The 25,065-nt window shown below is 68.1% G+C and carries 25 protein-coding genes; 23 read left to right on the top strand and 2 right to left on the bottom strand.

Annotated features, from left to right (window positions below):
* The first annotated feature begins 5 nt into the window (after positions 1 to 5).
* The 21 genes from fliF to T331_RS0104935 all read left to right on the top strand — a co-directional run bounded on the left by fliF (position 6) and on the right by T331_RS0104935 (position 22,309).
* Complete coding sequence (gene fliF, locus T331_RS0105035; RefSeq protein WP_162173877.1) at positions 6 to 1,547, top strand: flagellar basal-body MS-ring/collar protein FliF; 1,542 nt, start codon at positions 6 to 8, stop codon at positions 1,545 to 1,547.
* On the top strand, positions 1,540 to 2,565 hold the full coding sequence (locus T331_RS0105030; RefSeq protein WP_026439256.1) for a flagellar motor switch protein FliG: 1,026 nt from the start codon (positions 1,540 to 1,542) through the stop codon (positions 2,563 to 2,565). The genes fliF and T331_RS0105030 overlap by 8 nt, the downstream gene beginning before the upstream one ends.
* On the top strand, positions 2,565 to 4,163 hold the full coding sequence (locus T331_RS20525) for a flagellar hook-length control protein FliK (RefSeq protein WP_026439255.1): 1,599 nt from the start codon (positions 2,565 to 2,567) through the stop codon (positions 4,161 to 4,163). Before T331_RS0105030 ends, T331_RS20525 begins: the two co-directional genes overlap by 1 nt.
* Positions 4,156 to 5,418 (top strand): FliM/FliN family flagellar motor switch protein, encoded by a 1,263-nt coding sequence (locus T331_RS0105020; RefSeq protein ID WP_026439254.1) that lies wholly within the window; start codon positions 4,156 to 4,158, stop codon positions 5,416 to 5,418. Before T331_RS20525 ends, T331_RS0105020 begins: the two co-directional genes overlap by 8 nt.
* The gene (locus tag T331_RS0105015; RefSeq protein WP_051622161.1) at positions 5,415 to 5,678 is read left to right on the top strand and encodes a flagellar biosynthetic protein FliQ; all 264 of its coding nucleotides are present in this window, start codon (positions 5,415 to 5,417) and stop codon (positions 5,676 to 5,678) included. The genes T331_RS0105020 and T331_RS0105015 overlap by 4 nt, the downstream gene beginning before the upstream one ends.
* Positions 5,671 to 7,758 carry a flagellar biosynthesis protein FlhA gene (locus T331_RS0105010; RefSeq protein WP_051622159.1) on the top strand — a complete coding sequence of 696 codons (2,088 nt, stop codon included), beginning with the start codon at positions 5,671 to 5,673 and terminating at the stop codon, positions 7,756 to 7,758. The genes T331_RS0105015 and T331_RS0105010 overlap by 8 nt, the downstream gene beginning before the upstream one ends.
* Positions 7,751 to 8,314 (top strand): sigma-70 family RNA polymerase sigma factor, encoded by a 564-nt coding sequence (locus T331_RS0105005; protein ID WP_008494032.1) that lies wholly within the window; start codon positions 7,751 to 7,753, stop codon positions 8,312 to 8,314. Before T331_RS0105010 ends, T331_RS0105005 begins: the two co-directional genes overlap by 8 nt.
* Positions 8,311 to 9,117, top strand: coding sequence for a flagellar motor protein (locus T331_RS17355; RefSeq protein ID WP_008494031.1), 807 nt, complete (start codon positions 8,311 to 8,313; stop codon positions 9,115 to 9,117). The genes T331_RS0105005 and T331_RS17355 overlap by 4 nt, the downstream gene beginning before the upstream one ends.
* A gap of 2 nt (positions 9,118 to 9,119) precedes the next feature.
* A complete protein-coding gene (locus T331_RS17350) occupies positions 9,120 to 9,986 on the top strand; it encodes a flagellar motor protein MotB (RefSeq protein ID WP_008494030.1) in 867 nt (288 codons plus the stop codon).
* Between the two features lie 5 nt (positions 9,987 to 9,991).
* The gene (locus T331_RS0104990; RefSeq protein ID WP_026439251.1) at positions 9,992 to 10,264 is read left to right on the top strand and encodes a hypothetical protein; all 273 of its coding nucleotides are present in this window, start codon (positions 9,992 to 9,994) and stop codon (positions 10,262 to 10,264) included.
* A complete protein-coding gene (locus T331_RS0104985) occupies positions 10,261 to 10,911 on the top strand; it encodes a FliH/SctL family protein (protein WP_026439250.1) in 651 nt (216 codons plus the stop codon). The genes T331_RS0104990 and T331_RS0104985 overlap by 4 nt, the downstream gene beginning before the upstream one ends.
* Positions 10,908 to 12,245 (top strand): FliI/YscN family ATPase, encoded by a 1,338-nt coding sequence (locus T331_RS0104980; RefSeq protein ID WP_026439249.1) that lies wholly within the window; start codon positions 10,908 to 10,910, stop codon positions 12,243 to 12,245. Before T331_RS0104985 ends, T331_RS0104980 begins: the two co-directional genes overlap by 4 nt.
* Positions 12,242 to 12,664 carry a hypothetical protein gene (locus tag T331_RS0104975; RefSeq protein ID WP_026439248.1) on the top strand — a complete coding sequence of 141 codons (423 nt, stop codon included), beginning with the start codon at positions 12,242 to 12,244 and terminating at the stop codon, positions 12,662 to 12,664. Before T331_RS0104980 ends, T331_RS0104975 begins: the two co-directional genes overlap by 4 nt.
* 12 nt (positions 12,665 to 12,676) lie before the next feature.
* The gene (flgL, locus tag T331_RS0104970; RefSeq protein WP_008494025.1) at positions 12,677 to 13,897 is read left to right on the top strand and encodes a flagellar hook-associated protein FlgL; all 1,221 of its coding nucleotides are present in this window, start codon (positions 12,677 to 12,679) and stop codon (positions 13,895 to 13,897) included.
* A gap of 15 nt (positions 13,898 to 13,912) precedes the next feature.
* Complete coding sequence (locus T331_RS0104965; protein ID WP_026439247.1) at positions 13,913 to 17,329, top strand: sulfotransferase; 3,417 nt, start codon at positions 13,913 to 13,915, stop codon at positions 17,327 to 17,329.
* Positions 17,326 to 18,018, top strand: a complete 693-nt coding sequence (gene flgA / locus T331_RS0104960) for a flagellar basal body P-ring formation chaperone FlgA (RefSeq protein WP_026439246.1) — start codon at positions 17,326 to 17,328, stop codon at positions 18,016 to 18,018. Before T331_RS0104965 ends, flgA begins: the two co-directional genes overlap by 4 nt.
* Before the next feature lie 193 nt (positions 18,019 to 18,211).
* Positions 18,212 to 19,684 carry a flagellin N-terminal helical domain-containing protein gene (locus T331_RS0104955; RefSeq protein ID WP_026439245.1) on the top strand — a complete coding sequence of 491 codons (1,473 nt, stop codon included), beginning with the start codon at positions 18,212 to 18,214 and terminating at the stop codon, positions 19,682 to 19,684.
* 71 nt (positions 19,685 to 19,755) lie between these two features.
* Positions 19,756 to 21,144, top strand: a complete 1,389-nt coding sequence (fliD, locus tag T331_RS0104950; RefSeq protein WP_026439244.1) for a flagellar filament capping protein FliD — start codon at positions 19,756 to 19,758, stop codon at positions 21,142 to 21,144.
* An 18-nt stretch (positions 21,145 to 21,162) separates the two neighbouring features.
* A complete protein-coding gene (locus T331_RS0104945) occupies positions 21,163 to 21,540 on the top strand; it encodes a flagellar protein FliS (RefSeq protein ID WP_144052725.1) in 378 nt (125 codons plus the stop codon).
* The gene (flgM, locus tag T331_RS17345) at positions 21,537 to 21,839 is read left to right on the top strand and encodes a flagellar biosynthesis anti-sigma factor FlgM (protein WP_008494018.1); all 303 of its coding nucleotides are present in this window, start codon (positions 21,537 to 21,539) and stop codon (positions 21,837 to 21,839) included. The genes T331_RS0104945 and flgM overlap by 4 nt, the downstream gene beginning before the upstream one ends.
* The gene (locus T331_RS0104935) at positions 21,836 to 22,309 is read left to right on the top strand and encodes a hypothetical protein (RefSeq protein WP_008494017.1); all 474 of its coding nucleotides are present in this window, start codon (positions 21,836 to 21,838) and stop codon (positions 22,307 to 22,309) included. The genes flgM and T331_RS0104935 overlap by 4 nt, the downstream gene beginning before the upstream one ends.
* 213 nt (positions 22,310 to 22,522) lie before the next feature.
* Here the strand turns inward: T331_RS0104935 and rpmE are convergent, their stop codons facing one another.
* Entirely contained in the window at positions 22,523 to 22,750 is a 228-nt protein-coding gene (gene rpmE, locus T331_RS0104930; RefSeq protein WP_008494016.1) for a 50S ribosomal protein L31, read from the bottom strand.
* A gap of 60 nt (positions 22,751 to 22,810) precedes the next feature.
* Positions 22,811 to 23,713, bottom strand: coding sequence for an alpha/beta hydrolase (locus T331_RS0104925; RefSeq protein ID WP_026439242.1), 903 nt, complete (start codon positions 23,711 to 23,713; stop codon positions 22,811 to 22,813).
* A gap of 94 nt (positions 23,714 to 23,807) precedes the next feature.
* Between T331_RS0104925 and T331_RS0104920 the strand changes: the two genes are divergently transcribed.
* Both T331_RS0104920 and T331_RS0104915 read left to right on the top strand, forming a co-directional pair.
* Positions 23,808 to 24,164 (top strand): CidA/LrgA family protein, encoded by a 357-nt coding sequence (locus T331_RS0104920; protein ID WP_026439241.1) that lies wholly within the window; start codon positions 23,808 to 23,810, stop codon positions 24,162 to 24,164.
* Complete coding sequence (locus T331_RS0104915; RefSeq protein WP_008494013.1) at positions 24,157 to 24,891, top strand: LrgB family protein; 735 nt, start codon at positions 24,157 to 24,159, stop codon at positions 24,889 to 24,891. Before T331_RS0104920 ends, T331_RS0104915 begins: the two co-directional genes overlap by 8 nt.
* Positions 24,892 to 25,065: the final 174 nt, after the last annotated feature.

Here is a 25,065-nt window from a genome sequence, read left to right as displayed (position 1 = left end):
GCGACATGTTGGCGCGGGGGCGGGCGGCGGCGGCCAGGCTGCCGAAGCTGCTTTGGGCGGCGGGCGGCGTGGTGCTGCTTTCGCTCGGCATCGTCGCCTGGCTGGAACTGTCCGGGCCGCCTTATGCGGTGTTGAGCGAGGGGCTTTCGCCGGCGGATGGCGGCAAGGTGATCGCGCAGCTGCAGAAGCTCGGCATTCCCTATCAGTTGCAGGCCGCCGGCAACGTGATTCTGGTGCCCGCCCCGCAGCTGGCGCAGGCGCGGCTGCAGCTGGGCGCGGCGCAGGTGCCGGGCTCGAACACGCAAGCCGCCTGGACCCAGCTTGAAACCGCGCCGATGACGACGTCCGACCGCGCCCAGAGCGCGATGGCGACCCAGGCGCTGGAACTCTCCTTGCAACAATCCATCCAGCAGCTGGCCGGCATTCGCAGCGCGCAAGTGTTCCTGGCGCTGCCACCGGAAACGCCGTTTCTGGCGGACCAGCCCAAGCCCGCCGCCTCGGTGGTGCTGGATGCCGATCCCGGCCAGGCCGCCAGCCAGGCCGAGGCGATCGCCCGGCTGGTCGCCGGCGCGGTGCCGGGCCTGGAGGAGACGGGCGTCACCGTGGTCACCACCGCGGGCACCACGCTCTATCCCCCCTCCGACAGCCTGACCACCGGGGCGCAATTCGCCACCGTCTCACAGGTCGAGGCCGGGGCGGCGGCGCGTGTCGCCGGGCTGCTGATCCCCTTGGTGGGGGCAGGGAATTTTCAAACCGACGTGTCCGCCCAGCTGGATTTCACCCGCACCCATATCGAGCAGACCAGCTACGGGCCCACCCATCTCGTGGCGCATTCGGACAGCAAGCAGAGCACCCAGACCGGGCCGGATAACAGCGCCATCGGCATTCCCGGCGCGCTCTCCAACGAGCCGCCGGGGCAGACCAGCGCCGGGGCCGCCGCGCCCAGCGCCAATGCGAGCGCGAACACCACGGCCAGCGCCGCCCCCGGCACGAGCGGCGCGCCCGCCAGCAAGCCGACGCTGCCCAGCAAAAGCAGCGACGATCTCGATCAGAGCTTCGTCAATGACCAGACCCAGGCGGATATCACCAAGCCGGATTGGGCGGTGAAGGGGCTCGCCGTATCCGTGGTGCTGAACCAGGCGGCGCTGCCGAAGGGCTTGACCACCGAGCAGGTGAAGGCCGCGATCGCCGCCGGCTTCGCCTATCCGAATGTCAGCGTGAATGTGCTGGCCTCGCCCTTCCAGAAGCCGAGCGGTGGGCTTGCGGCGGCACCGCTGGCGGCGGCGGCCAATCCGGTGGCGCATGCGCTGCTGGAGGTGGTGGCAGCGCTGGCGCTGCTGTTCGGGCTGGCGCTGCCGGCGGGGCGGCGCCTGGCCAATGTCAATCTGAAAACGCTGATCCCGCCGCCAGCGCCCGCGCCGCTACCGCAGCGGCCGCTGCCGGTGGTGGTGCCGCCGCGCGATTTCACCGAGCTGCGCGACCAGGCGGCGGAAAACATACCGGGCGTCGCGCGGCTCCTGCAAAGCTGGGCTGAAGAAAATGACTGAACAAAGCACGGATCTTGCACTGACAAACGGCCTGACCGGGCCCGAGCGCGCCGCGCTGGTGCTGCGCGAGCTGGGCGAGGAAACCGCCGCCGCGGTGATGAAGGAGATGGACGAGCTGACCGTCGGCCGAATTTCGGTGGCGATGTCTAATCTCAAAGGCGTCAATGCGCAGCTCCGCGAGGACATCATGCTGTCCTTCGCCTCGGATCTTGGCATCACCAGCATCGGCGGCGACAGCATCAAATTTCTCAGCCGGGTGCTGGTGAATGCGCTGGGCGAACCGCAGGCGAAGGAGATTCTGGACCGGCTGCGCCGTAATGACCGGCGCTCCAGCTTCCAGCTGCCGCCAAATACCGATGCGCGGACGCTGGCGATGCAGATGATGCATGAGCGCCCGCAGACCATCGCGCTGCTGCTGGCGCATATTCCGCATGATATGGGGGCCAATCTGCTGACCTACCTGCCCGAGCCGCTGGCGGCGGAGGCGCTGTATCGGTTTTCCAATCTCGATGTCGTCTCGCCCAGCGTGGTGAAGGAGCTGCGGGACATGCTGGAGGAGCTGGCGATGCAGACCGGCACCGGCGGGCGGCGCGTCACCAATCTCGGCGGCGCGAAGCAGACGGCGGAGATTCTCAACCATTTCCCCTCGGCCATGTCCGACACCGTGCTCGCCGCGATCGACCAGCGCGACAGCAAGACCGCCGAGAAGATCCGCGAAAATCTCTTCACCTTCGTCGATCTCGGCAAGCTGACCGACCGCAATCTGCAGCTGCTGCTGCGCGAGGTGCCGGCGGACAAGCTGGCCCCGGCGCTGCGGCTGGTCGAGCAGGATCTGCGCGACCGGTTCTTCACCAATCTCTCCGCGCGGCAGACCGAGGTGCTGAAGGAGGAGCTGAGCGGCGGCCCGCCGATCCGCCGTTCGGACGCGCTGGCGGCGCAGAGCGAGATTGTCGATGCGGCGCTGCGCCTGGCCGCCGAGGGCCGCATCACCATCAGCGCCACCGAGGAGATGGTGTGATGGGCGATACTGTGATGCCGATGACCGCGCCGATCTCGGTGACGAAGGCGAGCGCGCCCCCCCCCAACAGCCCGGGGGCGGCGGATCAAGCGGCCTGGGCGCAGAGCCTGCAGGCGGCGCAGCAGGACATGGAGGCACCGTCAGCGGGCACCGGCGCGCCCGACGCCGCCGCGTCCGACGCCGCCGCGCCCAGCAACGCCGCTGCCACGCCCGCGCTGCCCCGCGCCGCTCTGCCCCTCCCGGCCGCCAACGCCGCGCCTGCCAAGCCCAAAGCGGCGCGCGCGCGCGCGCCGCAAGACGCGCAGGCGGCAAACGAGGCCAGCCCGCTAAGCCCCCGGAAAGCGGCGCGCCAGGATGCGGTGGCGCCGCTCACAATCCCGCTGGCTGATCCAGCGGCGCAGCAGCCATCCGCCGCCGTGGCAGCCGCCACCAGCCCGCAGGACAGCACAAGCGCGATCGGTACGCGACATGGCGTGACGCCCTCCAGCATGGATGAACCTTCCGCCATCGGGCTGCCGGACAAAGCCGCCGCGATTGATACGCGGCATGGCGTGCAGCCCTCCAGCACGGATGAACCGGCCAGCGGGAAGGGCAGCGCCAAGGCCATCGCCGGCGTCGGCCTCCATACCAGCACCAGCGCCAGCATCGGCACCGGCATGAGCGCCAAAGCCGCTTCGGCTGAGCCCCCCGCGCAAGGGAACGGCGGGGCGGCCTCGCCCGTTATGGCCAGCGCGAGCGCGCCTCCCCTCATCAGCGACGGCAAGGACGCCAAGCCGGCCGCCAAGGCACCGGGCGCCAGCCTCGCGCCAGCCGCCACCGGCGACGCGACCACGGCAAAAAACATTGCACCGGCTGCCCCGCAGCCTGGCTCTGGCACGGCCGGTCCCGTGCCTTCCGCCGTGACGCCCCGCGCCGCCAGCGCCGCACCAGCAAAATCAGGTCCAGCAAAATCCGATCCTGGCGCGGCCTCCGCGTCCGCGCCTGGCTCTGCCCCGGCGAGCACGGCCGCCTTGCTGGCGGTCAGGGAGGCGGCCGCCACGGCTGCCATCACCAGCCCCGCCCCGCACGCGCAAAATGCCGCCTCCGCGTCCAGCAACAGCGTCTTGGGGCCTGCCTCCGCCCTGCCAATGGCCGCCCCCGGCATCCAGCCCGCCACTATGGCGGCAAACATCATGGCGGCAACCACCAGCCACGCCAGCGCCAGCCCGGTTCTGGCCGCCGGCAGCGCCACCGCCCTGGCCGCCACCGTCACCGCCCTGCACCAGGCCGGGCAAAGCGGCGCGGTGCTGCGGCTGGATCCGCCGGGGCTTGGCCATCTCTCCGTGCAGGTCGGGCTGGGGGCGCAGGGGCAGGTGAATTTACTGTTCGTGCCCAGCACCGCGGATGCGGCGCAGGCGCTGCAATCCGCCCTGCCCGGCCTGTCCGGCGCCATGGCGCAATCCGGCCTCACGCTGGGCCAAGCGCAGGTGGGCGGCCAATTCGCGCAAAGCGGCGGGCAGAGCGGGCAGCACCAGCAACGCGCCCCGCAACAGCAGGCCAGCGCCCCGCAGCCCAGCAGCGACAACCCGCCGGCGAGCGGCCTGAGCGCCTATGCTTGACGAAAACGCCGATGTCGAGCTGCTCGATCTGCTCGACCCGATGCGCGCCCCGCTGCTGCGCTCCATTCTCATGGAGACGCTGGCGGACCGGTTCATGCGCCAGATCGCCTTCGCTTTGTTCCAGCGCATGCGCCATTCGGTGCAGGTTCTCTCCTGCATCCAGAATGTGATCTCGCATGAATCCGCCATGTCCGCTTTGCCGGAGGTGATGCTGGCGGGCATCTCCGAACTCACCCCGTTGCGCGGGCGGATGCTGCTGGCGATCGATGGCGATCTGATCGGCGCGATGGTGGATGCGATGTGCGGCGCCACCGCCGCGCATCCGTTCGAGCGTTACGAGCTTTCCGCGCTGGAGACGCGCGTGGGCAAGCAAATGATCGACCTCGCCTTCGCCACCATCACCGACACCTTCGCGCCGGTGGTGCCGATGCAGCTGGAGGCCCTGGCTTATGAGAACGCCACCGGCATGCTCGCCATCGCCGATGGGCAGGATTGGATGATCGCCGTCACCGGCATTTTCGAGACCGAGCTGGGGTCGGGCACCATCCGCGTCATCGTTCCCTACTCCGCCTTCGAAACGCTGGAGGCGAAAATCGCCACCCAGTCCGGCCTGCTGGGCGGGCGCGGACCGGACCAGAACTGGACCAGCGGCATCGAGCTGCTGGCCAATACCACCAGGCTGGCGCTGAGCTTCGAGCTGGCCCGGGCGGAGGTGCCGCTGGCGGTGTTTCAGGCGCTGCAGGCGGGCGACGTGCTGCCCTTCACGCTGTGGCCGCATGCGGTGGCGGTCTCCGGCGGGGTGGATCTGTTCCTGGCCGATTATGGCCAGCAGGACGGTTATGTCTGCTGCCGGGTGCGCGCCGAATCAGATGAGGAGGAGAGTGAAATGAGCGAGCAGACAGAACGCGTCACCGGGGCGGAGAAACTCGCCGAGACCGAGCGGGTCGAACTGGAACGGCTGCAGGCGCGCGCCGGCGGCGCGCCGGCAATTACCGCCAAGGCGGTGCTGGACCGGGTGCAGGTGGCGGTGACGGTGGAACTGGGCCGCACCCACATCACCGTGAAGGATCTGCGCGCGCTGCGCCACGGGCAGATTTTGCAGCTGGACCAGATGATCGGCGAACCTTTGGCGATTTACGCGAACGGCCAGAAGCTCGCTTATGGCGAGGTGGTGGCGGTGGCGAATGACCGCTACGGCGTGCGCGTGACCGCCCTGACCGAGGACGTGCCCGCTGAGGAGGAGCCGGCGCCATGAATGCGGCCAGCGTGAATAGCGGCGCCTGGCTGGCCTTCGCGGAACTGGCCGGGCCGGTACTGCTGCTGATGCTGGTCATCGGGCTGGCGGTCGGGCTGGTGCAAACCGCGACCCAGGTGCGCGAAGCCTCAATCCCGTTCGTGTTGAAGCTGGGCGGGCTGGCGGCGCTGATCAGCGCCGGCGGCACGCTGATGCTGGGTGGCATCGAACGCTACAGCACCGCTTTGTTCCACGCGATTCCGGGATTGCTGCATGGCTGAGGCCAGCGCCGCGCCGCGCCCCGGGCTGTTGAGCCCGAGCCAGCTCTCCGGCCCCGCCATCATTCTGATGGTGCTGGTGATGCTCGCGGTGCCGCTGCCGCCGGCCGCGATCTCGTTTCTGTTCGCGCTGAATATTTCAGCGGGGTTGGTGATTCTCGGGGCCTCGCTCTATATCGGCTCGCCGGCGGAGTTCTCCTCCTTCCCCTCCATCCTGCTCGCCACCACCTTGATGCGGCTGGCGCTGAATGTCGCCACCGCGCGGGCGATTCTGCTCAACGGCTATACCGGGCCGGGGGCGGCGGGGCATGTGATCGAGGCCTTCGGGCAATTCGCGGTCGGCGGCAATTATGTTGTCGGCGGCATCATCTTCGTCATTCTCATCATCATCAATTTCGTCGTCGTCACCAAGGGCGCCTCGCGCGTGGCGGAGGTTTCGGCGCGTTTCATGCTGGATAGTCTGCCCGGGCGGCAGATGGCGATCGATGCCGAGATCAATGCCGGCATCCTCTCCGCGCAAGCGGCCGAGCGCCGGCGCGACATGCTCCGCCGGGAAGCGGATTTCTTCGGCGCCATGGACGGCGCCTCGAAATTCGTGCGCGGCGATGTGGTGGCGGCGATGATCATCCTGGTCATCAATATGCTGGGCGGGCTGGTCATCGGCACGCTGCAATATGGGCTGCCGATCGGCGATGCCGCGCGCACCTACACGCTGCTGACCGTGGGCGATGGGCTGGCGGCGCAGATCCCCTCGCTCACCATCTCGGTCGCCGCCGGTCTGGTCGTCACCCGTGTCGCCACCGGCGAGGATATTGGCGGGCAGATCAAATCCCAGCTGTCAAAATATCCGCAGGCGCTGGCGATCGCGGCGGTGATCACCACGGCGATCGGGCTGGTGCCGCAAATGGCGCATATCCCGTTTCTGCTGCTGGGCGGCGCGCTGGGGCTCGCCGCCTGGCGGCTCTCCCGCGCCGCGCCGGACGACGCCGCCGACCAGCCCGGCGCCAAGCAGAGCGAGGATGCCAAGCCGGAGGTCAAGCCGGACAGCCTCACCGATGTCTCCGGCGTTGACCCGCTGGGCATGAATATCGGCTTTGCCCTGGCGCCGATGGTGGGGGCGGGCGAGGGCAAGCTGCTCGGCCGGCTCACCGCCGTGCGCCAGCGTTATGGCCGCGCCATGGGGTTTCTGGTGCCCGCCGTGCATATTCGTGATTCCGCCGAGCTGCCGGCGCATAGCTATCGCTTCACATTGCGCGGCGCGGCGATTGCCGGCGGCGAGGCCTGGCCCAGCCAGTGGCTCGCCATTGAAGGCCCGATGGTGGTGGAGAAACTCACCACCGGCCGCGCGGTGAAGGACCCGGCCTTCGGCCAGAATGCGGTGTGGATCCCGCATGGCGCGATCCCGCAGGCGGAGGAGCTGGGCTACACGGTGGTGGACGCGGCCAGCGCCATCGCCACCCATTTCGCCGAGGTGCTGAAGCGCTATGGCGCCGAGCTGCTGGGCCGCCCGCAGGTGGAAGGGCTGATGACCCGGCTGGCGGAAACCACGCCGCGCCTGGCTGAGGATTTGCGGGCGGGGCTGTCCGTCGGGCTGGTCCGCCAGGTCTGCCAGGGGCTGCTCGCCGAAGAGGTGCCGGTGCGCGATTTCGAGCGCATTGCCGAAGCCCTGGTGGAAGGCAGCGATAGCGGCCAGAAGGACCCGGAAAAATTGCTCGCCTCGGTCCGGTTGCGGATCGGGCGTTTCATCGTCAGCCAGTTCACCGGGCCGGAGCCGGCCTTGCGGGTGGCGGTGCTGCAGCCGAAGCTTGAGGAGCTGGTCAGCAAATCCCTGCGCAGCGCGCGCGAGGGGGCAAGCGAGGTGGAGGCGGAGATCGCCACCCATCTGCGCCAGGCCGGGGAGCAGGCGGCGAAGGCGATGCGCGCGCGCGGCGCCAAGCCGGTGCTGGTGGTGCAAGGGCCGATGCGCCGCGCCGTGGCGAAATGCCTGAACGGGGTGATCCCGGTGATCGCGCTGGAGGAAATTCCCGAAACGATGAAGCTGCAGGTGGTGCATACCGCGGAGCCCGCCCCCGCCCATGCCTGACCAGAGCCCGCCCGACCATAAAGCCCTGACCTCACTGTACGGCGACTGGATCAAGCGCATGGCGCTGCTGCTGAAAGCCCGCATGCCCTGGGCGGATCTGGACGAGATGCTGCAATGGGGCGCGGTGGGGATGATGGAAGCCTCGCAGCGCTTCGATCCGTCGCATGGCGTGGCATTTCAGGCCTTCGCGTCGCGGCGGATCAAAGGCGCGATGATCGATGGGCTGCGCCGCGAAGGGGCGCGCCGGCGCGACGAGGCGGTGCTGGCGCCGGAGGTGATGGAAAACACCGTGCAGGAGGATTCCTACGGCCAGGTGGACCCGCTCTCCCTGCTCGCGCGGACCGACAATTACACGCTGCTGGTGGCGGCACTGAAAACCTTACCGGAATTGGAATATCGCATCCTGGCGCTGCATTTTTACAACGACCTTAATAATCGGGAAATCGCGGCGGTGTTGGATATCAGCGAGGGCTATGCCTCGCGGCTGCGCAAGCGCGCGCTGGAGCTGCTGGGCACCCACATGAATGCGGCTCAAAGCGGAGAGACCATGCCTTGATCAACCTCGTCACGCTGTTTCTCGGCATTCTCGTCGTCGTTGGTGGCGCGCTGTCGGATCATGTGCCGATCGGCTCGCTGCTCAATCTCACCGCCTTCATCATCGTGATGTGCGGCTCCGCGTCCGCCTGCGCGCTGCAATTCGGCTTTGGCGCGTTCGGAAAATGTTTCAAGGCGGTGATGTGGATTGCCAAGCCGCCGCGGATCGATCTGCACGCTTATATCGAACAGGTGGCGGAATGGTCGGCCAAGGCCCGCGCCGCCGGCACGCTGGCGCTGGAGGCGGAAATTCCGAACATCGCCGACGATTTTCAGCGCCAGGGCCTACAGATGATCGTGGACAACACCCCGCCCGAGGAATTCGCCGCGATGCTGACCGCCGCCGCCGAGCAGAAGGATCATGCCCAGGAACTGCCTGGGCATTTCTGGGAGGCGATCGGCGGCTATTCCCCCACTGTCGGCGTCATGGGCGCGGTGATGGGGCTGATCCATGTGATGATGGAGCTGAACCATCCGGAGTTGCTGGGCGCTGGCATCGCCACCGCCTTTATCGCCACCGTCTATGGTGTCGGCTTCGCCAATCTGATCGCGCTGCCGCTGGGGGCGCGGCTGAAGGCGATCAGCAAGGAGCTGGCGCAGGAGCGTGTGGTCGTCATTCAAGGGTTCATCCTGCTGGCGGAGGGCAAGCCCGGCATCATCATTCGCCAGACGCTGAAGAATTTCCTCCATGAGGAGAAAAGCAAGGCTAAGGCGAAAGACGAGACCACGGAAGCGGCGCCGGACGGCGCCTCGCAGGCGGCCTGACCATGGCGCTGCTGCCCCCGAAAAAGAAGAAAGAGGAAGGCCACGCCAATCACGAGCGCTGGGTGATCTCCTATGCGGATCTGGTGACGCTGCTACTGGCGACCTTCGTGGTGCTTTATGCCTCCTCCACCCGCAATCATCACAAGGAAGACGAGATCGCCATGGCCTTCATCCAGGCATTTCATGGCAATCCACCGGCGATCGTGGAGCCGCCCTCGGGGTCGCGCGGGGTGTTGCAGCATAATGTCTCGCCGATTCCGCAAAGGATCGAGGCACCGCCACGCGCCGCCACGAAACTGCCGCAGAGCATGACCAAGCAGCTCGATGCAGAAATGAAAGCCCTGCAGGCGCTGCAAATGCAATTGCAAAAGGTCTTTCAGCCGATGACGGATGCGCATGAGGTCAGCATGACCAGCACGCCGCTGACGCTGACCATCCAGCTCGATGCCTCGGTGCTGTTCGATTCCGGCGCCGCGACGCTGAAACCCGCCGCCGCCAGCCTGTTGGCCAAGGTCGGCACCGGACTGACCCATCTGCCTCCTGGATTTCGCGTCACCGTCGAGGGCTATACGGATAACCAGCCGATCTCCACGGCGCAGTTTCCCTCCAACTGGTCGCTCTCGGCGGAGCGCGCGGTCGCCGTGGTGTCGCTGTTCGCCGCCAATGGCGTGCCGGGCAACGCGCTGGCGGCGGAGGGGTTCGGCGAGTTCTCGCCGGTGGCCAGCAATGCGAACGATGCCGGGCGCGCGCAGAACCGGCGCGTGGTGGTGGTGGTGCATGCGCCGGACCCGGCCGGCGATACCGGCGCCGCGCCCAGCCTCGGCACAATTCCCGGCGCCGGCCCGGCTCCCGGCGCGGGCAAAGGGTAAAGCCCATGGCCAAAGCGAAACCCCCGAAAGCCAGCAAGCTGTTCAGCCCGGTCTGGCTCAGCCTGGCGGCGATGACCTCTTGGGCGGCGACGCATGAGCCGGGAAGCTTCGCCAATCCCGGGCTGGTCGGCGCGTGGGGGCTGGGGGCGCTGGCGGTGGCGCTGCTGACCCGCGCTGGGCTGGCGCTGCTCGGCCCGCTGCTGAAACTGACCGGCCAAGGGCTGAGGCTGTTGATCGCCGATGCGCGCGGCCCCGACCAGGGCGGGGCTGATCCATGAGCTTCGTGGTGCCCTCACGCGCGCGCAAGGCGGCCTTCATACAGACCGTGCTGGCGCAGGAAACGGCGGACCGCGCGGCCCAGGAGGCGGAGCTGCAGCGCCGGGTGCGGCAAGAGATCGCCAAGCTGCGGGAGGGCGCCCTGGCCGAAGCCAAGGCGGCGGGGCTGGCAGAGGCGCAGGCGGCGCTGGCGGCCGAACGCGCGCAGCTGGCCCAGGCCTTGGCCGCCTTGCACCAGGCCGGGGCGCAGCTGGCGGCGCCCTTGGCGCAGAAAGAGCAGGAGCTGGCCGGGCTGGTGCTGGAAATGGGGTTCCTGCTCGCCCGCCATATCGCAGGCGGGGAAAGCGGCCAGGCGCGCGCCGAGCTGGCCGGGCTGGTCGAAAGCTTGCTGCGGGAGGCCGCCGCCGGCATGGCGCCGGGGCAAAAATTGCGTCTGCGGCTCAATCCTTTGGATTTCGACGGGGTGGCCAACCTCCCCGAAGCCGCCGGGACCGAGCTGGTGGCGGATGACAGCATCCCCCCCGGCGGCGCCCTGGCCGAGCTGATCGGCGAGGACGGGGCCGCCGCCACGCAGTGGGATGCGCGGCTGGAACAACGCTTCACGGCCTTGCGCGCGGCGTTGGCCTTGCCGGGCGAGGCGGGCGCATGATCGCGCTGGACAGCATCCGGGAGCGCACCCAGGCGCGGCTGCGCCATGCCTTGGCGCAGCCCACCATCCATCGCTATGGCCGGGTGCTGCAGGCCAGCGGCGAGGTGCTGCGGCTGGGCGGGCTGGAAGCGCCGGTGGGGGCGCGTTGCCTGATCGAGCAGCAAGATGGCGAGGCGAGCGCGGAAATTATTGGCTTTGACCGCGACAGCCTGCTGGCGATGGCCGAGCAGGGGCCGCGCGGCATTCTGCGCGGCGCCCGCGCGCGGGTGGAGGCGGGGCCGCTGGCGGTGATGACCGGGCCGGCTTTGCTCGGCCGGATACTGGATGCGCGCGGCCAGCCTTTGGATGGCACGGCGCCGCCGCTGCTGGAAACACCCTGGCCGATGCGCGGCCAGACCATCAACCCGATGCAGCGCGCGCGGATCGAAACCCCGTTCGATACCGGGGTGGCCACCCTCAACGCGCTGACCACGCTCGGGCGGGGCATGCGCATCGGGCTGTTTGCGGGCTCGGGCGTGGGCAAAACCACGTTGCTCGGGATGATCGCCCGGCATGCGCGCGCGGATGCGGTGGTGCTGGCGATGATCGGCGAGCGCGGCCGGGAAATCCGGGAATTCATCGAGGATCATCTGGGCGAGGCGCTGGCGCGCAGCGTCGTCATCGCCTCTCCGGCGGATGATACCGCTTTGGCCCGCGCCCATGGCGCGTTTCGCGCCGCCGCCATTGCCGAGTCGCTGCGGGCGCAAGGGCAGCATGTGCTGCTGCTGGTGGACAGCCTGACCCGGCTGGCGATGGCGCTGCGCGAAATCGGCCTGGCGGCGGGCGAGCCGCCGGCGACGCGCGGCTATCCGCCCTCGGTGTTCGGCGCCCTCTCCGCCTATGCGGAGCGCGCCGGCACCGGCGGGCCGGGCCAGGGCTCGATCACCGCCATCCATACCGTGCTGGTGGAGGGGGACGACCATGTCGGCGATCCGGTGGCGGATACCGCGCGGGCGATCCTGGACGGGCATATCGTGCTCTCCCGCGCCATGGCGGAGGCGGCGATCTATCCGCCCATCGATGTTGCCGCCTCGCTCTCGCGGCCGATGCCGAGCCTGGTTTCGCCCGAGCATCTGCGCCTCGCCGCGCGGTTTCGCGGGCTGTGGGCACGAAGGGCGGAAAAGCAGGACATTATCGATCTCGGTGTCTATGCGCCCGGACGCGACGCGCTGCTGGACGAAGCGTTGCAGCGCGCCCCGGCGATGGAAGCGCTGCTGCGCCAGGAGGCGGAAATGCCGGTCGGGTTGGATGAGGCGCTGGCGCGGCTGCGCGCCGTGTTCGGAGAGGCGCCATGAAGCTCGGCACACTGGAAAAGCTGGATCTGCTGGCCGCCGCCGAGGAGCGCGCCCTGGAGGCGGCGCTGAGCCAGGCCCTGCACGCGATGCGGCATCTGGAAGGGCAAAGCCAGGTGCTGGCGGCCTATCAGGCGCGGCTGACGGCGGGCTGGCGAGACGGCGCCGTGATCGCCGCCGCCGAGGCGCAGCGCGCCGGGCTGTTCAGCCTGCGCGCCCAGGATGCCGCGCTGCAGCTGGCCGCCAGCCTCGCCACGGCGCGGGAGCGGGTGAACGAGGCCGCCACCGCGCTGGCCATCCAGCGCGCCAAGCGCGAGCGGCTGCGCGCGCGGCTCGACCAAAGCCGCGCCCAGGCGCTGCGCGCCGCCCTGGAGCGCGCCGCGCGCAACCAGCCCCATCGCCCCGCCGCCCCGTTGATCTGAAGGGAATCCGCCATGAATACCGCCTTCTACAGCAATTTCATCGCCAATCTGAGCGCCCAGGAAGCGCAGATAAACACGCTGCAGCAGCAGATTTCCACCGGCCAGGCGGTGCAGACGCCCTCACAGAATCCGGCCGCCTATGAAACCGCGGCGCTGGCCACGGATCAGATCAGCCGGCTCAATAACGACAATACCGCCCAGGCCTCGATCCAGACCCAGCTCGGCGCCGCCAACAACGCTTACAGCGCCACCAACACGCTGCTGGATAATGTGCAATCGATCATGCTGCAGGCGCTGAACGGCAGCACCAGCACACAGAATCTCGGGGCGCTGGCCTCGCAGGTGCAAAGTGCCGGGCTGCAATTGCTGGCGCTGGGCAATAGTGTCGGGCCGAACGGGAATTATCTGTTCGGCGGCTCGCGCAGCACGCTGGCCCCGTTCCAGCCCAATGCCAGCGGCACCATCTCCTATTATGGCGATGGCGGGCAGAGCCAGGCCAGCATCAGCACCGGGCAGACGGCGAACACGCTGGTCAATGGCCAGGTTTTCACCTCCGCCTTGAGCGGGGACGGCATCTCGTATGTCAGTGCCGCCAGCGCCAATACCGGCACCGGGGAGATCCTGCAGCAAGGGCTGGTGAATGCCGGCGCCGCCAACGCCTTCCAGCAGGGCAGCGCCTCGATCACGGTCAGCTTCGCGGTCTCCGCGACGGGCGCCACCACCTATAGCGCGACGCAGGGCGGCAGCAGCTTGGCCACCGGCACGCTGGTCAGCAACGGCACCGGCCAGACCAGCCTGCAGCTGGCCGGGGTGAATTATGAGATCACCGGCCAGCCGGCGAACGGGGACAGCTTCACCATCGCGCCGGCGCGGCCGCAAACCGCCTTCGCGCTGCTGCAACAAATCGCCTCGACCCTGGCCAGCACCACCTCCACCCCGGCGCAGGTGGCGCAGACCCGGCAGATTCTGAATCAAAGCCTCGGCACGCTGGCGCAATATCAGCAATCCGTGACCACCGCGCAGGCGCAGAACGGGGTGACGCTGCAAGCCCTCGCCAATGCCTCGACCGGCGATACCACCCAGCAGACCGCGGCGCAGGCAGCCGTCAACAGCGCCACCGGGGTCAACATGCCCGCCGCCATCACCACGCTGGAACAGACGATGACCGCCATGCAGGCGGCGATGAAAAGCTTCGCCAGCGCGCAAAGCCTGAGCCTGTTCAGCTATCTCTGAAAGCGAGTCCCCAAAATGTCGGATGCGATCTTCATCGTCGGCTATTACCGCAGCGGCACCTCGGCCCTTTCCGGCACGCTGGAAAAGGCCGGCGTCAAATTCTACAACGATGCCGATGCCAACGAGCATAACCCGCTTGGCTTCTATGAAATCCCGGAACTGATCCAGCTCGATGTCGATCTCTTCAACCGGCTGGGCGTGGATTGGACGGATGTGCGCAGCCTGCCCGCCGGCTGGGCGGAGCGGCCGGACATGGCCAGCTTCACCGCCCGGCTGGATGAGATTTTGCGCCGGCGCTTTCCCCCGCGCGAACGGCTCTGGGGGCTGAAACATCCGCATCTGTGCCGGACCTTGCCACTTTATGAGCGCGCCGCCCGGCAGGCCGGGCACAGCCCGCATGTGGTGCATATTTTCCGCGACCCCTGGGCGGCGGCGTCCAGCCAGGCGCGCAAGAACGGCCTCACCCGCGCCCATGCGCTGCTGCTCTGGCTCAGCTACGCGACGGACGCGGAACGCCAGGCCCGGCATCTGCCGCGCACCTGGCTCACCTATCAGGAGCTGCTGGCGGACCCGCAGGCGCAGCTGCGCCGCATCGGCGCCGAGCTGGGGCTGACTTTCAAGCGCGACCTGCGGGCCGCCTGCGCGCATCTCAACGGCCAGCTCAACCGCTCGGAAAACCTGCCGAGCGAGGGGCTGAGCCAGCCGCTGCGCCGGCTGGTGGAGGCGACATGGGCGGCGATCCAGGCGCGGCATTTCGACCCGGGGCTGTGGGATGAGCTGACCGAGGAAACCGCTGACCTGGTTGGGTTTCTCAGCGAAATCGGGGCCAGCCGGGCGCGCGCGCTGCCGGCCTTCGGCGGCGCCGCGATGGCGGCGGAGGCGCCGCGCGACGCCACCGCAATGCCCCGCCCCAGCGAACGCACGGACGAGGCGGCGAAAGCCCGGCTGCTGGCGATCCAAAATCAAATTGGGGCATTGCCGCGCCTGACCGTGCTGCTCGCCGCCCCCGCCGGGCAGGCGCCGGCGGTGACGCAGAGCCTGGAGAGCTTGCGCGCGCAATGGGCGCCGCCCGCACTCATCAAGGTGCTCGCCGCCGATGCGCTGAGCCTGCCGGGAATCGAAACCATCACCGTCGCGGACGCGCCGGAAGCGATGACCCGTGCCCTCTGCGCCGCCCTCAACGATGCGGCGCGGAGCGCGGATTATGTCGCGATCCTGAATGCCGGCGACATGATCACCCCGGATGGCTGCCTGCGCATGGCGCTGCTGGCGGCGCAAAGCCAGGCGGATCTGCTCTATTCCGACGAGATCGTGCCGCGCGCGGAAGGCGCCTGGATCCGGCAGAAGCCGGGCTGGGATGTCACCCGGCTGCGTCAGGCAGCCTATCTGGGGGACTGGGTCTGGTACCAGGGGGAGGCGCTGCAGGCGGCCGGCGGCTTTGACGAGCGCCGCGCCGGGGCCGAGGAATATGATGTGCAACTGCGCTTCGCGGCCCGCGGGGCGCGGGTGGAGCGGCTGCCGGAAGCGATCTTCATCCGTCAGCCCGGGGCAAAGCGCGACGATATCGCGCCGCAGATTTTCTGCGCCCGCGCCGCCGAGGCGCTGAGCGCGCATCTGGCCGGCGCCGGGCTGGCGGCGGAGGTGCAGAACCGCCAGCATATGGGGTTGTTCCACCATGTCCGTCTCACCCAGGATCCCGGCACCAGCCTGATCATGCTCTGCGACGGGGTGGAGATTCCCCGGCTGGACCAATGGATGACCGGGCTGTTCTCCGGCCCGGCGCTGAGCGGCCCGGTGATCCTCGTCGCCACGGAACGCGAGAGCCCGGTGGGGACGTACCTGGGCGAGGTGGCGCGGCGCGGCGCCGAGCTGCAGGGCCAGGTGCTGGCCAGCCTCGCCGACAACCCCGGCGCCGCGCTGGCCCAGGCGCTGGCGCTGGCCCCCACCGCGCTGGTGGCGGTGCTGGATGCGCGGATGCTGGAGATCACCCCGTATTGGCTGGAAGGGCTGCGCGCCCGGCTGGCCGACCCCGGCGTGGCGGCGGTGGCGGCGCGGATGATCACGCCGACCAGCGCGGATGGGCGGCAAGGCGAGGTGCTGGGGCCGATCGTGATCGGCGCGGATGCCCGGCTGGGGGCGGGGCATGGGGTGATGGACCCGGGCCCCGGCGGCTGGCTGCTGGTGGACCAGGAGGCCAGCGCCATCACCCCGCCCGGGCTGCTGGCGCGCCGCGCGGCGCTGGCCGCCTGTCATGTCGAGACCGGGCTGGAAGGGGATGCGCTATGGATCGATCTCTGCGCCCAGCTGCGCGCCGCCGGGCACCGCCTGGTCTGGACGCCGGATGTCAGCCTGGTGATGCCAGCCGGCACGCAGGCGCCGGATGCCACCCACCGGTTCCGCGAAGGCGGCGCCGCGGCGCGGGCGCTGCCCTGGGCGGATCCGTATCACCACCCGGCCTTGTCGCTGCATGGCGATCTGCTGGCGGCGGAATTGCAGACCGGGCTGGTGCGCGCCAGCCCGGCGGACCCGGCCAGCCTGCTGCTGACCGGCGAACCCGCCGAGCCCGCGCTCAACGCCGCCCGCGCCCTGCGCCATACCGGGAGGCTGGACGCGGATTGGGCCCCCGGCTTGCCCGGCGCGGCGGATCTCGGCCGGCGCGGCACGCACACATGGGTGCGGATCAATCCGCAGCAGCCGGCGCAGCCTTACAGCCCTGATTATACCGCCCTCTATACCGCGCTGCCGGCGCCGGAGGCGCAGCCCGCCCTGGCGGCGGCGCGCGAGATTTACGCCACCTCGCCGCAGCTGGTCGCGCATCTGCGCCAGCTGACCCCGGCGCCGATCCCGGTGACGCTCTGGCGCCCGGCGCTCTCCCGGCGCTTCTGGCGTCATTTCGAGAGCGGCACCGGGCTCAACACCAATCCGCGCGTGCTGTGGATCGATGAGGGTATCGCCCCGCTCTGGATGCAGGAGCTGATCGAGGCGACGCTGGAGGAAATCTCCTGGGTGATCGTGGAGCGGCCGGACCATCCTTACCCGAAAGCCTTCGCGCGGCTGGGGGCGCAGGCCAACGAGCAAAGCTGGGCGCAAGCTTTGGCCACGGTGGGGCCGCAGATCATGCTGCGCCCGGTGGCGTCGGAGACGCATCACGATCATTACCCCCTGCTGCTGGGCGCGGCCGCCGGCTGCCGGCTGCTGGTGGACCGGCGGCTGGACATGCCGGAGACGCTGGGCGCGCAGGCGCTGCCCAACCGCAAGGGGGATTGGCTGAACGCTTTGCGCGCGGCGACGCGCGACCTGCCGGTGACGCTGCGCGCCGGCGCCAAGGCCCGCGCCGCCGCCCTGGCGCTGCCCGCGCTGGAAGACTCCCCGCCCGGCTGGGCCGCGCCCGCCATGGCCCGCCTGGCCAACACGGCGGAGCAGGCGGCGTGACACGCGCCGCCCTGCTGGCGGGTCTGGCGGGTCTGGCGCTCGCCCTACCGCGCGCCGGCCACGCCGCCCCCGGCCCGACGCAGGACGAGACGTCATTGCGCCAGGCCGTGCTGCAGGCCGCGCAGGCCTTGGCGCCACCGGGGGCGCAGATCAGCCTCGGCAGCACCGCCGGGGCGCGCGCCATGCCGGCCTGCGCTTCGCCGCTCGCGGTCAGCCTCAGCGGGGTGGCGCCTTATGAACAGGCCGAAGTGCAATGCCCCGCCGCGCGCTGGACGCTGTATGTCACCGTCACCGTGGCGCAGAGCGAGGAGGTGGTGGTCGCGGCGCGGCCGATCGCCGCCGGCGCCACGCTCGGCGCGGCGGATCTCGTCCGCCGCGCTTTGCCGGTGCAGGCCTTCGCCGGCCGGCAAATCTTCACCGATCCAACCGAGATCGAGGGTGACAGCGCGGTGATGTCGATCGCCGCCGGCATGGTCATCACCCAGGATGTGCTGCAAACGCCCTTGCTGGTGAAAGCCGGGCAGACGGTGAGCGTGCATGTCTATAGCGGCGGGGTGGAGCTGGCGCTGGATGCAACGGCCGACCAGCCCGGCCATCTCGGCGATACGATTCTGCTGACCAACCCGAAAAGCGGCCGGCGCTTTTCCGCCGAGGTGACCGCCCAAGGCGTCTCGCTGCACCTGAACTGAGGGCATGCGATAAACTAACCATGCGTTATTTTTTATGCCATTTTATCAAGCCTAAAATAGTAAATATTTGACTAATAGATTTAGATTTTTTTCTGCCTGAATCAGCAAGATTCTTTCATTGCCTGCATGCAAACTTTTCGGGTCCCGCGCGAATGAATAGGTACGGCAACCATAACCAAGGAGCTTTTGCCTAATGTCCGCCATCGGATCCATCCTCACCAATACCGGGGCGCTGTCGGCGCTCAACTCCATCGCCGCCACCTCGCAGACGAATAATTCGCTGCAGAGCCAGCTGGCCAGCGGCATGTCGATCAACTCTCCGGCTGACAATCCGGCGGGCTATATCACCGCGCAGGGTTTCACCTCCCAGCTCAACGGCCTGACCCAGGCGACCTCCAACGCCAACCAGGGCGTCTCCCTGCTGCAGACGGCGCAGAGCGCCATCGGCCAGCAGATCGGCATCGTGCAGCAGCTCAACTCCATCGCCGTGCAGGCCGCCAACGGCACGCAGACGGCGGCTGAGTCGCAATCGCTGCAAACCCTGGTCGGGCAGCTGACCAGCCAGGTCACCACCATCTCCTCGCAGACTCAGTTCAACAACATCAATCTTCTGGATGGTACGTTCTCCGGCGTGCAGTTCCAGGTCGGCGCGAATGAAGGCCAGACGCTGAATCTGTCGATCGGCAACACCTCCGCCAGCAATATCGGCATGTACGCCACGGCGGCCGGGACCGCCTTCGCCGGCGCCGGCACCTCCACCTTCGGCGGCACCTCCTCGGCGGCCGTGAACGCCGCGGCAACCGGCGCCTTCGGCAGCTCGACGGTGACGGTGAACGGCCCCACCGGCGGCTCCGGCACCTTCTCGACCACGAAGAGCGAATCCGCCGCCAACATTGCAGCCGCAGCCACCAACATCGCCGGCAAGACCGGTGTGCAGGCCCAGGCCAGCAATAACTATACCTATGCCACCACGTTCGGCTCCAAGGGGCTGAAATTCTCGATCGAGGCCTCTTCCGCCGCCGGTGCCGCGGGCACGGTGATCGGCGGGGCGATCTCGGTAAACGCCTCCAGCCTTTCGGGCGTCGTCTCGCAGATCAACCAGCAGACCAGCACCAGCGGCATCGTCGCCTCCAGCGCCAGCGGCAAGCTGAACCTGAAGCAGCTGAATGGTCAGAATATCGTGTTCAAGACCGTCGGCACCACGGCGGCCGCGAGCGGCTCGCTGAAGACCACGACCGGCACGGCGGCCGCCATCGTCGCGAATGATCTGCAGCAAGGCCAGGTGCAGTTCCAGTCCAGCGCCGCCTTCAGCGTCAGCGGGTCCGCGAAGCTGGCTGGCGCCGCCTCGCTCACCTCGCTCGCCAGCATCAATGTCGGCACCACCACCGGCGCCAACAATGCCATCAACGTCATCAAATATGCTCTGGCCGGCCTCAATAATCAGGGCGGCCAGCTGGGTGCGGTGCAGCAGCGCCTCACCGCCAACATCAATAATCTGAACACCACCGCCACCAACGTCACCACCGCGCTCAGCGTCGTGCAGGATGCCAACATCCCGCAGGTGGCGAACAAGCTGACGCAGGCGACGATCCAGGCGCAGTCCGGCGTGGCGGCGCTCAAGAACTCGACCCAGCTGCAGCAGAGCTATCTCTCCCTGCTGCCGTAATCGATTGGTTAACCTGGCCGGGGCAAATTGCCCCGGCCAATTCCGTTTCAACCCGGCCATGAAGGTGAACGATGTCGACCGTCTCCTCGCTCAGCTCCGCCGCGATCAACAGCAATATCTCCGCCGTCACCAAAAGGCTGGAAGCGCCGATCACGTCGCTCGGCACCCAGGTTGCCGCGGACAAGGCGCTGATCTCCGCCTGGGGCAGCATCAGCGGGGCGATTTCCAGCCTCTCGGACAGTCTGGTTCACATCCAGAACATTTCCACCATCAATGCGCGCGCCGCCACCAGTAACAACACGCTGGTCGCCACCGCCACCGCCAATGCCACCGCCGCCACCGGCACCTATAATCTCACCAGCATCAGCCTCGCCAAAGGGCAGGAGCTGTATTCCGGCCTGCTCGGCTCATCCAATGCCACGCTCTCGGGCGGTGCCGGGCAGCTGGCCTTCACCCTGGCCAGCGGCAAGAGCGAGACGATTTCGCTCGGCTCCGGCAGCATGACGCTCAATGACATCGCCGCCGCCGTCAACAAGCAGCATGGCGGGGTGCAGGCCTCGGTGCTCAGCACCTCGGCCGGGGCGCGGCTGGTGTTCAACAGCAGCGCCACCGGCGCCAGTGCCGCCTTTTCCGTCTCCGGCACCGGCGCGCTGGCGCAATTCGCCTATAGCAGCGCCAGCCCGGGCAGCGAGATCAAGGCGCAGAGCGCGGTGAATGCCAGCCTCAGCCTTAACGGCATCCCCATCACCAGCGCCAGCAACAGCCTGGGCAGCGCCATCGCCGGCGTCACCATTTCCCTCGCCGGCTCCGGCAATGCCAGCGTTTCGGTCAGCTCGTCGCCCACCGCCTTGTCGGGCAGCGTGCTCGATGTCGCCAACAGCCTCAACACCGCCTTGTCCGCGATCAGCGCCGAGACCAAATATGTCGGCACCGCCAGCAGCACTGCCGCCTCCTCCGGCTCCGCGAAATCCGGCGTACTGCTTGGCAATTTCTCCGCCGCCAATCTGAAAAACCAGCTGATGAACGCGGTCAGCTCGCTGGAATCCAGCGGGTTGAGCGCCGCGGCGATCGGGCTGACCCTGACCAGCGCCGGCACGGTGAGCTTCAGCAGCACCGCCTTCTCCTCCGCCTTCAGCAAGAACCCGTCCGCAGTGCAGACGCTGGTTTCAAAGCTCTATACCAGCCTCGACAATCTCACCACGGGCGCCATCGGCGCCGCCGCCTCCAGCGCCACCGGCGCCAGCAGCATCACCGGCTTCATTAGCGCGCAAACCTCCTCGCTGAACGATGCGATCAATTCGATCCAGCAGCAGATCACCCTGATCAGCAAACAGGCTTCCGCCACCATCACCGAGCTGCAGAAACAATATACCGCCGCCGAAACCTCGGCCAGCTCCGCCAGCGTCACCCAGGCCTATCTCAGTATTTTCCTCGGCAATAATTCTTCGAGCTCGGGCTAAACCATGAATGAGATGAGCATGGATGCAATCAATATCACCTACCGCGCGGCGATGTTTGACGGCCCGCCCGGCATCCATTGGCTGCGGCCCGGCTGGCGGGCGCTGCGCCAATATGGCCGCCGGGCGCGCCTGGCCATCGAGGAAGCCGACCAGCCCACCAAGGCGCTGATGATTGCCCGCGCGGATGAGCTGCTGACCCTGCTCAGCGGCGTGCTGGATACGCAGGAGGGCAGCACGCTCGGCCCGGCCTTGATGACCATCTATGCCGCCTTGCGCTTCACCCTGCTGCGCGCCAATGCGGAAAACAGCCTGGAGGCGCTGCGGGATTTCGACGCCGCCTTGTCCCTGCTCGACACTGAGATGACCAACCAGCCCGAAAGCGTGGTGGCAGCATGACCAGCCGAATCCAATCCTACAGCCCGCAAGGCACGGATGCCGCCGCGCCCCCGCCGGTGCAGACCGCCAAGCCGGCAACCGCCGCCGCCAGCCCGCAAACCGCGCAGACGGATAGCGTCACCCTCAGCGAGGCCGCGCAGACCGGCACCGCCTTGCTCACCGCCGCCCGCACCTCCAGCGGCATCGACCAGACCAACGTCACCGCCATCCGTCAGGCTCTGGCCAATGGCACCTATAATGTCTCACCGGAGACCCTCGCCCAGGCCATCTCCACCGTGCTGAACGAGACCGGCTCGTGAGTGTCTCGGGGCAATTCCGGCCGGTGGAACTGCCGCCTTTGCTCAGCGAAAAAGCGAGCATCAGCGTCATTCTGCAAGATGGGCTGGCGCTGGTCGAGGATCTGAGCGCCAAACTGCAACGGCTGGACCAGCTGATGCTGAGCGGCAAGCCGAACGAGATTTCCCAGGAAGCGGCGCTGCTGGAGCAGGCGCTGAACCATGCCGCGCCGTCTTTCGCGGATATCGCGACGATGATGGGCCATCTCGGCGCCGCCAATCTCGCCGCCGCCGCTATCCAGCTGCGCGAGGCCGAACAGAGCGAGGCCGCCCGCCTGGCAGAGACGCTGCGCGGGGCGCTGGGGCGCTTCGCCAAGCGCTCCGCCGCCGCCAACCGGCGCGCCCAGCAGCTCAATAAGGGGCTGAGCGCGGCGCTGCGCAGCCTGCAGGCGCTCGGCATGGCGGAGGCCGGCCGGCTGATTGCCGAGGCCTGAAACAACATCTTGAAAAATTTGCAGACGTTTTTGGGGGTGTGGGGACTTTTTCCAAAAAGTCACCACGAAGGTTCGGGCCGGTGGCAACGCCGTTGCGACCACCCCAGACGTTTTCGCCGCTTTTTTGAAAAAAAGCGGCACCAAAAAACTTTTGCCCAATAAAAAAGCCGCCCGATGGGGCGGCTTTTCCGTAAGCGCTCCTCGCGAGTACGCTTACGCCTTGCGGGTGCCGATCCCAGCGAAGCGCTTGTTGAACTTCGCGACCTGGCCGCCCGTGTCCATCACGCGCTGCACGCCGGTCCAGGCCGGGTGGGACTTCGGATCGATGTCCAGACGCAGGGTCTCGCCCGCGACGCCCATGCAGGAACGGGTTTTGTATTCGGTCCCATCGGTCATGATGATGTTGACCTCGTGATAGTCCGGATGAATGTTAGCTTTCACCGTGTAAACTCCATACGAAAAAGCCACCGATCCCGACCGGCAGCGAGGAAAGCCCGGCTTTTAAGCTGGCACGGAGGCCGATGCAAGGGCCGATCGTGCGAATCTGCCCGCCTGAACCAGGGCAGCCCGCGCCTCGGGGAGGAAATTCTGGCTGATCTGCCAGACATGCGGCAGCCCCGGCCAGATGGACAGCTCCACCTCGCCCCCGGCGGCGCGCACCTTCGCCGCGAGGCGGGTGGAATCATCCAGCAGGATCTCGCTGTCCGAGACCTGGATCAGCATCGGTGGCAGGCCGTGCAGATCCCCGTAGAGCGGCGAGGCCAGCGGGTTGCGGGCCGAAGCCTTGCCCAGATAATGGCTGGCCGCCTCCTCGATGCGATGGCCGATCAGCATGGCATCGCGCCGGGCGTTGGTCTTCACCGAGGCGCCGGTGGCGGCCAGATCCGTCCAGGGTGAGAACAGCACCAGGGCGGCGGGCATCTCCAGCCCGGCCTCGCGCGCCGCCAGCATCAAGGCCAGCGCCAACCCACCCCCAGCCGAGTCCCCCGCCACCACCAGGCTCCGCGCCCCATGCGCCGCCAGCAGCCCGCGATAGGCGGCCAGCGCGTCATCCACCGCCGCCGGGAACGGGTGCTCCGGCGCCAGCCGGTAATCCGGGGCGAAGACCGAGAAGCCCAGCCGGGCGAAGCCGCCGGTGATCGGCCGGTGCGTGGCCGGCGAGCAGGCAAAATAACCGCCCCCGTGCAGATACAGCATCACCCGCCCGGCATGGCCCGGCTGGCGCGCCCATTCGCCCGGCACGCCGCCCTCCTGCGCCGCAGTAAAGATCACACCCGGCACCGCTTGCGGCGGGCGCCGGCCAAAGGCGGCCCGCGCCTGCTGCGGCGTGAAGGATCGCGCCAGCTTGCGCTTGACGAAGATGCGCAACAGCGGGTTGACCAGATAAGACTGCCAGCTGGGCATGGTTTTTGGCTCCGTCACGGTTTAGGCAAGCGGTGGCATCGCATTGCAACATGGCCCTGGCGTGGCCGTCCGCCAAGGCGTTGGGAGAGCTTAAGTGGTCAGAGCGCTGACAATACTGGTTTTGTACCAGCTGGTGGGCACCATCATCCAGCAAGGGCTGGGGCTGCCGGTGCCGGGGCCGGTGATCGGGCTGGTCCTGGCGCTGGCCTGGTTCCTGAAATTCGGCCCGCCGAGCGAGGATCTGCGCCAGACCGCGCAAGGGCTGCTGAAATATCTTGGCCTGCTCTTCGTCCCGGCCGGGGTGGGCATTGTCAATGAATTCGGGGCCTTGCGGGAAAATGCCGTGGCCATTCTGGTCGCCATCGCCGTCTCCACCACGCTGGGGCTGCTGGTGACGGGGGTGACCATGCAATGGTTCCTCACCCGGCGCGAGGCCAAGCCCCATGCATAAGCTGCTGCCGCTGCCTTTCTTTCATGTCTGGGTCTATCTGCAGACGCAGCCGCTGCTCGGCCTGGCCGCCACGCTCTGCGCCTGGGAAGTGGCCGCCCTGCTGGACCAGCGCGCCGGCCACAAGGCCTACAGCAACCCGACCGTGCTGGCGGTGGCGATGCTGGTGGCCGCCTTGCTGCTCACCGGCACCAGCTACCAGACCTATTTCTCCGGCGCGGTCTATATCCATTTCCTGCTCGGCCCCGCCACGGTGGCGCTGGCGGTGCCGATGTACGCCAACTGGCCGGCCATCCGCCGCAATTTCGTGCCGATTTTGGTCTCGCTCGGCGCCGGCTCGCTGGTGGCGGCGCTGTCCGCGATGCTCATCGCCAAGGCGCTGGGGGCGCCGCATGAGGTGGTGATGTCGCTGGGGCCGAAATCCGTCACCACGCCGATCGCGATGGGGGTGGCGCAGCAGCTGGGCGGGTTGCCGGCGCTGACCGCCGTGTTCGTCATCATCACCGGGCTGTTCGGCACGCTGATCTGCGGGCCGCTCTACAAGGCGGCGCGGGTGCGGGCCTGGGAGGCGCAAGGGCTGGCGGCGGGGACGGCGGCGCATGGCATCGCCACCGCGCATATGATCCGGCTGAACGAGACCGCCGGCGCCTTTGGCGGGCTGGCGATCGGGCTGAACGGCATCGTCACCGCGATTATCGTGCCGCTGCTGGTGGCGCTGCTGCCGCTGTAATTGAACTAAAATTATAAAAGTTTTTTGGTGCCGCTTTTTTTCAAAAAAGCGGCGAAGAGGTTTGGGGTGGTGGCAAAGTCGTTGCCACCACCCCAAACCTTTCGTGGCCCTTTTTGAAAAAAGGGCCACACCCTCCGGCGGCTTTCCACCGCTGCTACACAGCGGCGGAACCTT

Source organism: Acidocella facilis ATCC 35904 (assembly GCF_000687875.1).
GTDB classification, from domain to species: domain Bacteria; phylum Pseudomonadota; class Alphaproteobacteria; order Acetobacterales; family Acetobacteraceae; genus Acidocella; species Acidocella facilis.
The sequence above is the reverse complement of the archived record's forward strand: the minus strand, read 5'-3'. Positions and strand labels throughout refer to the sequence as shown.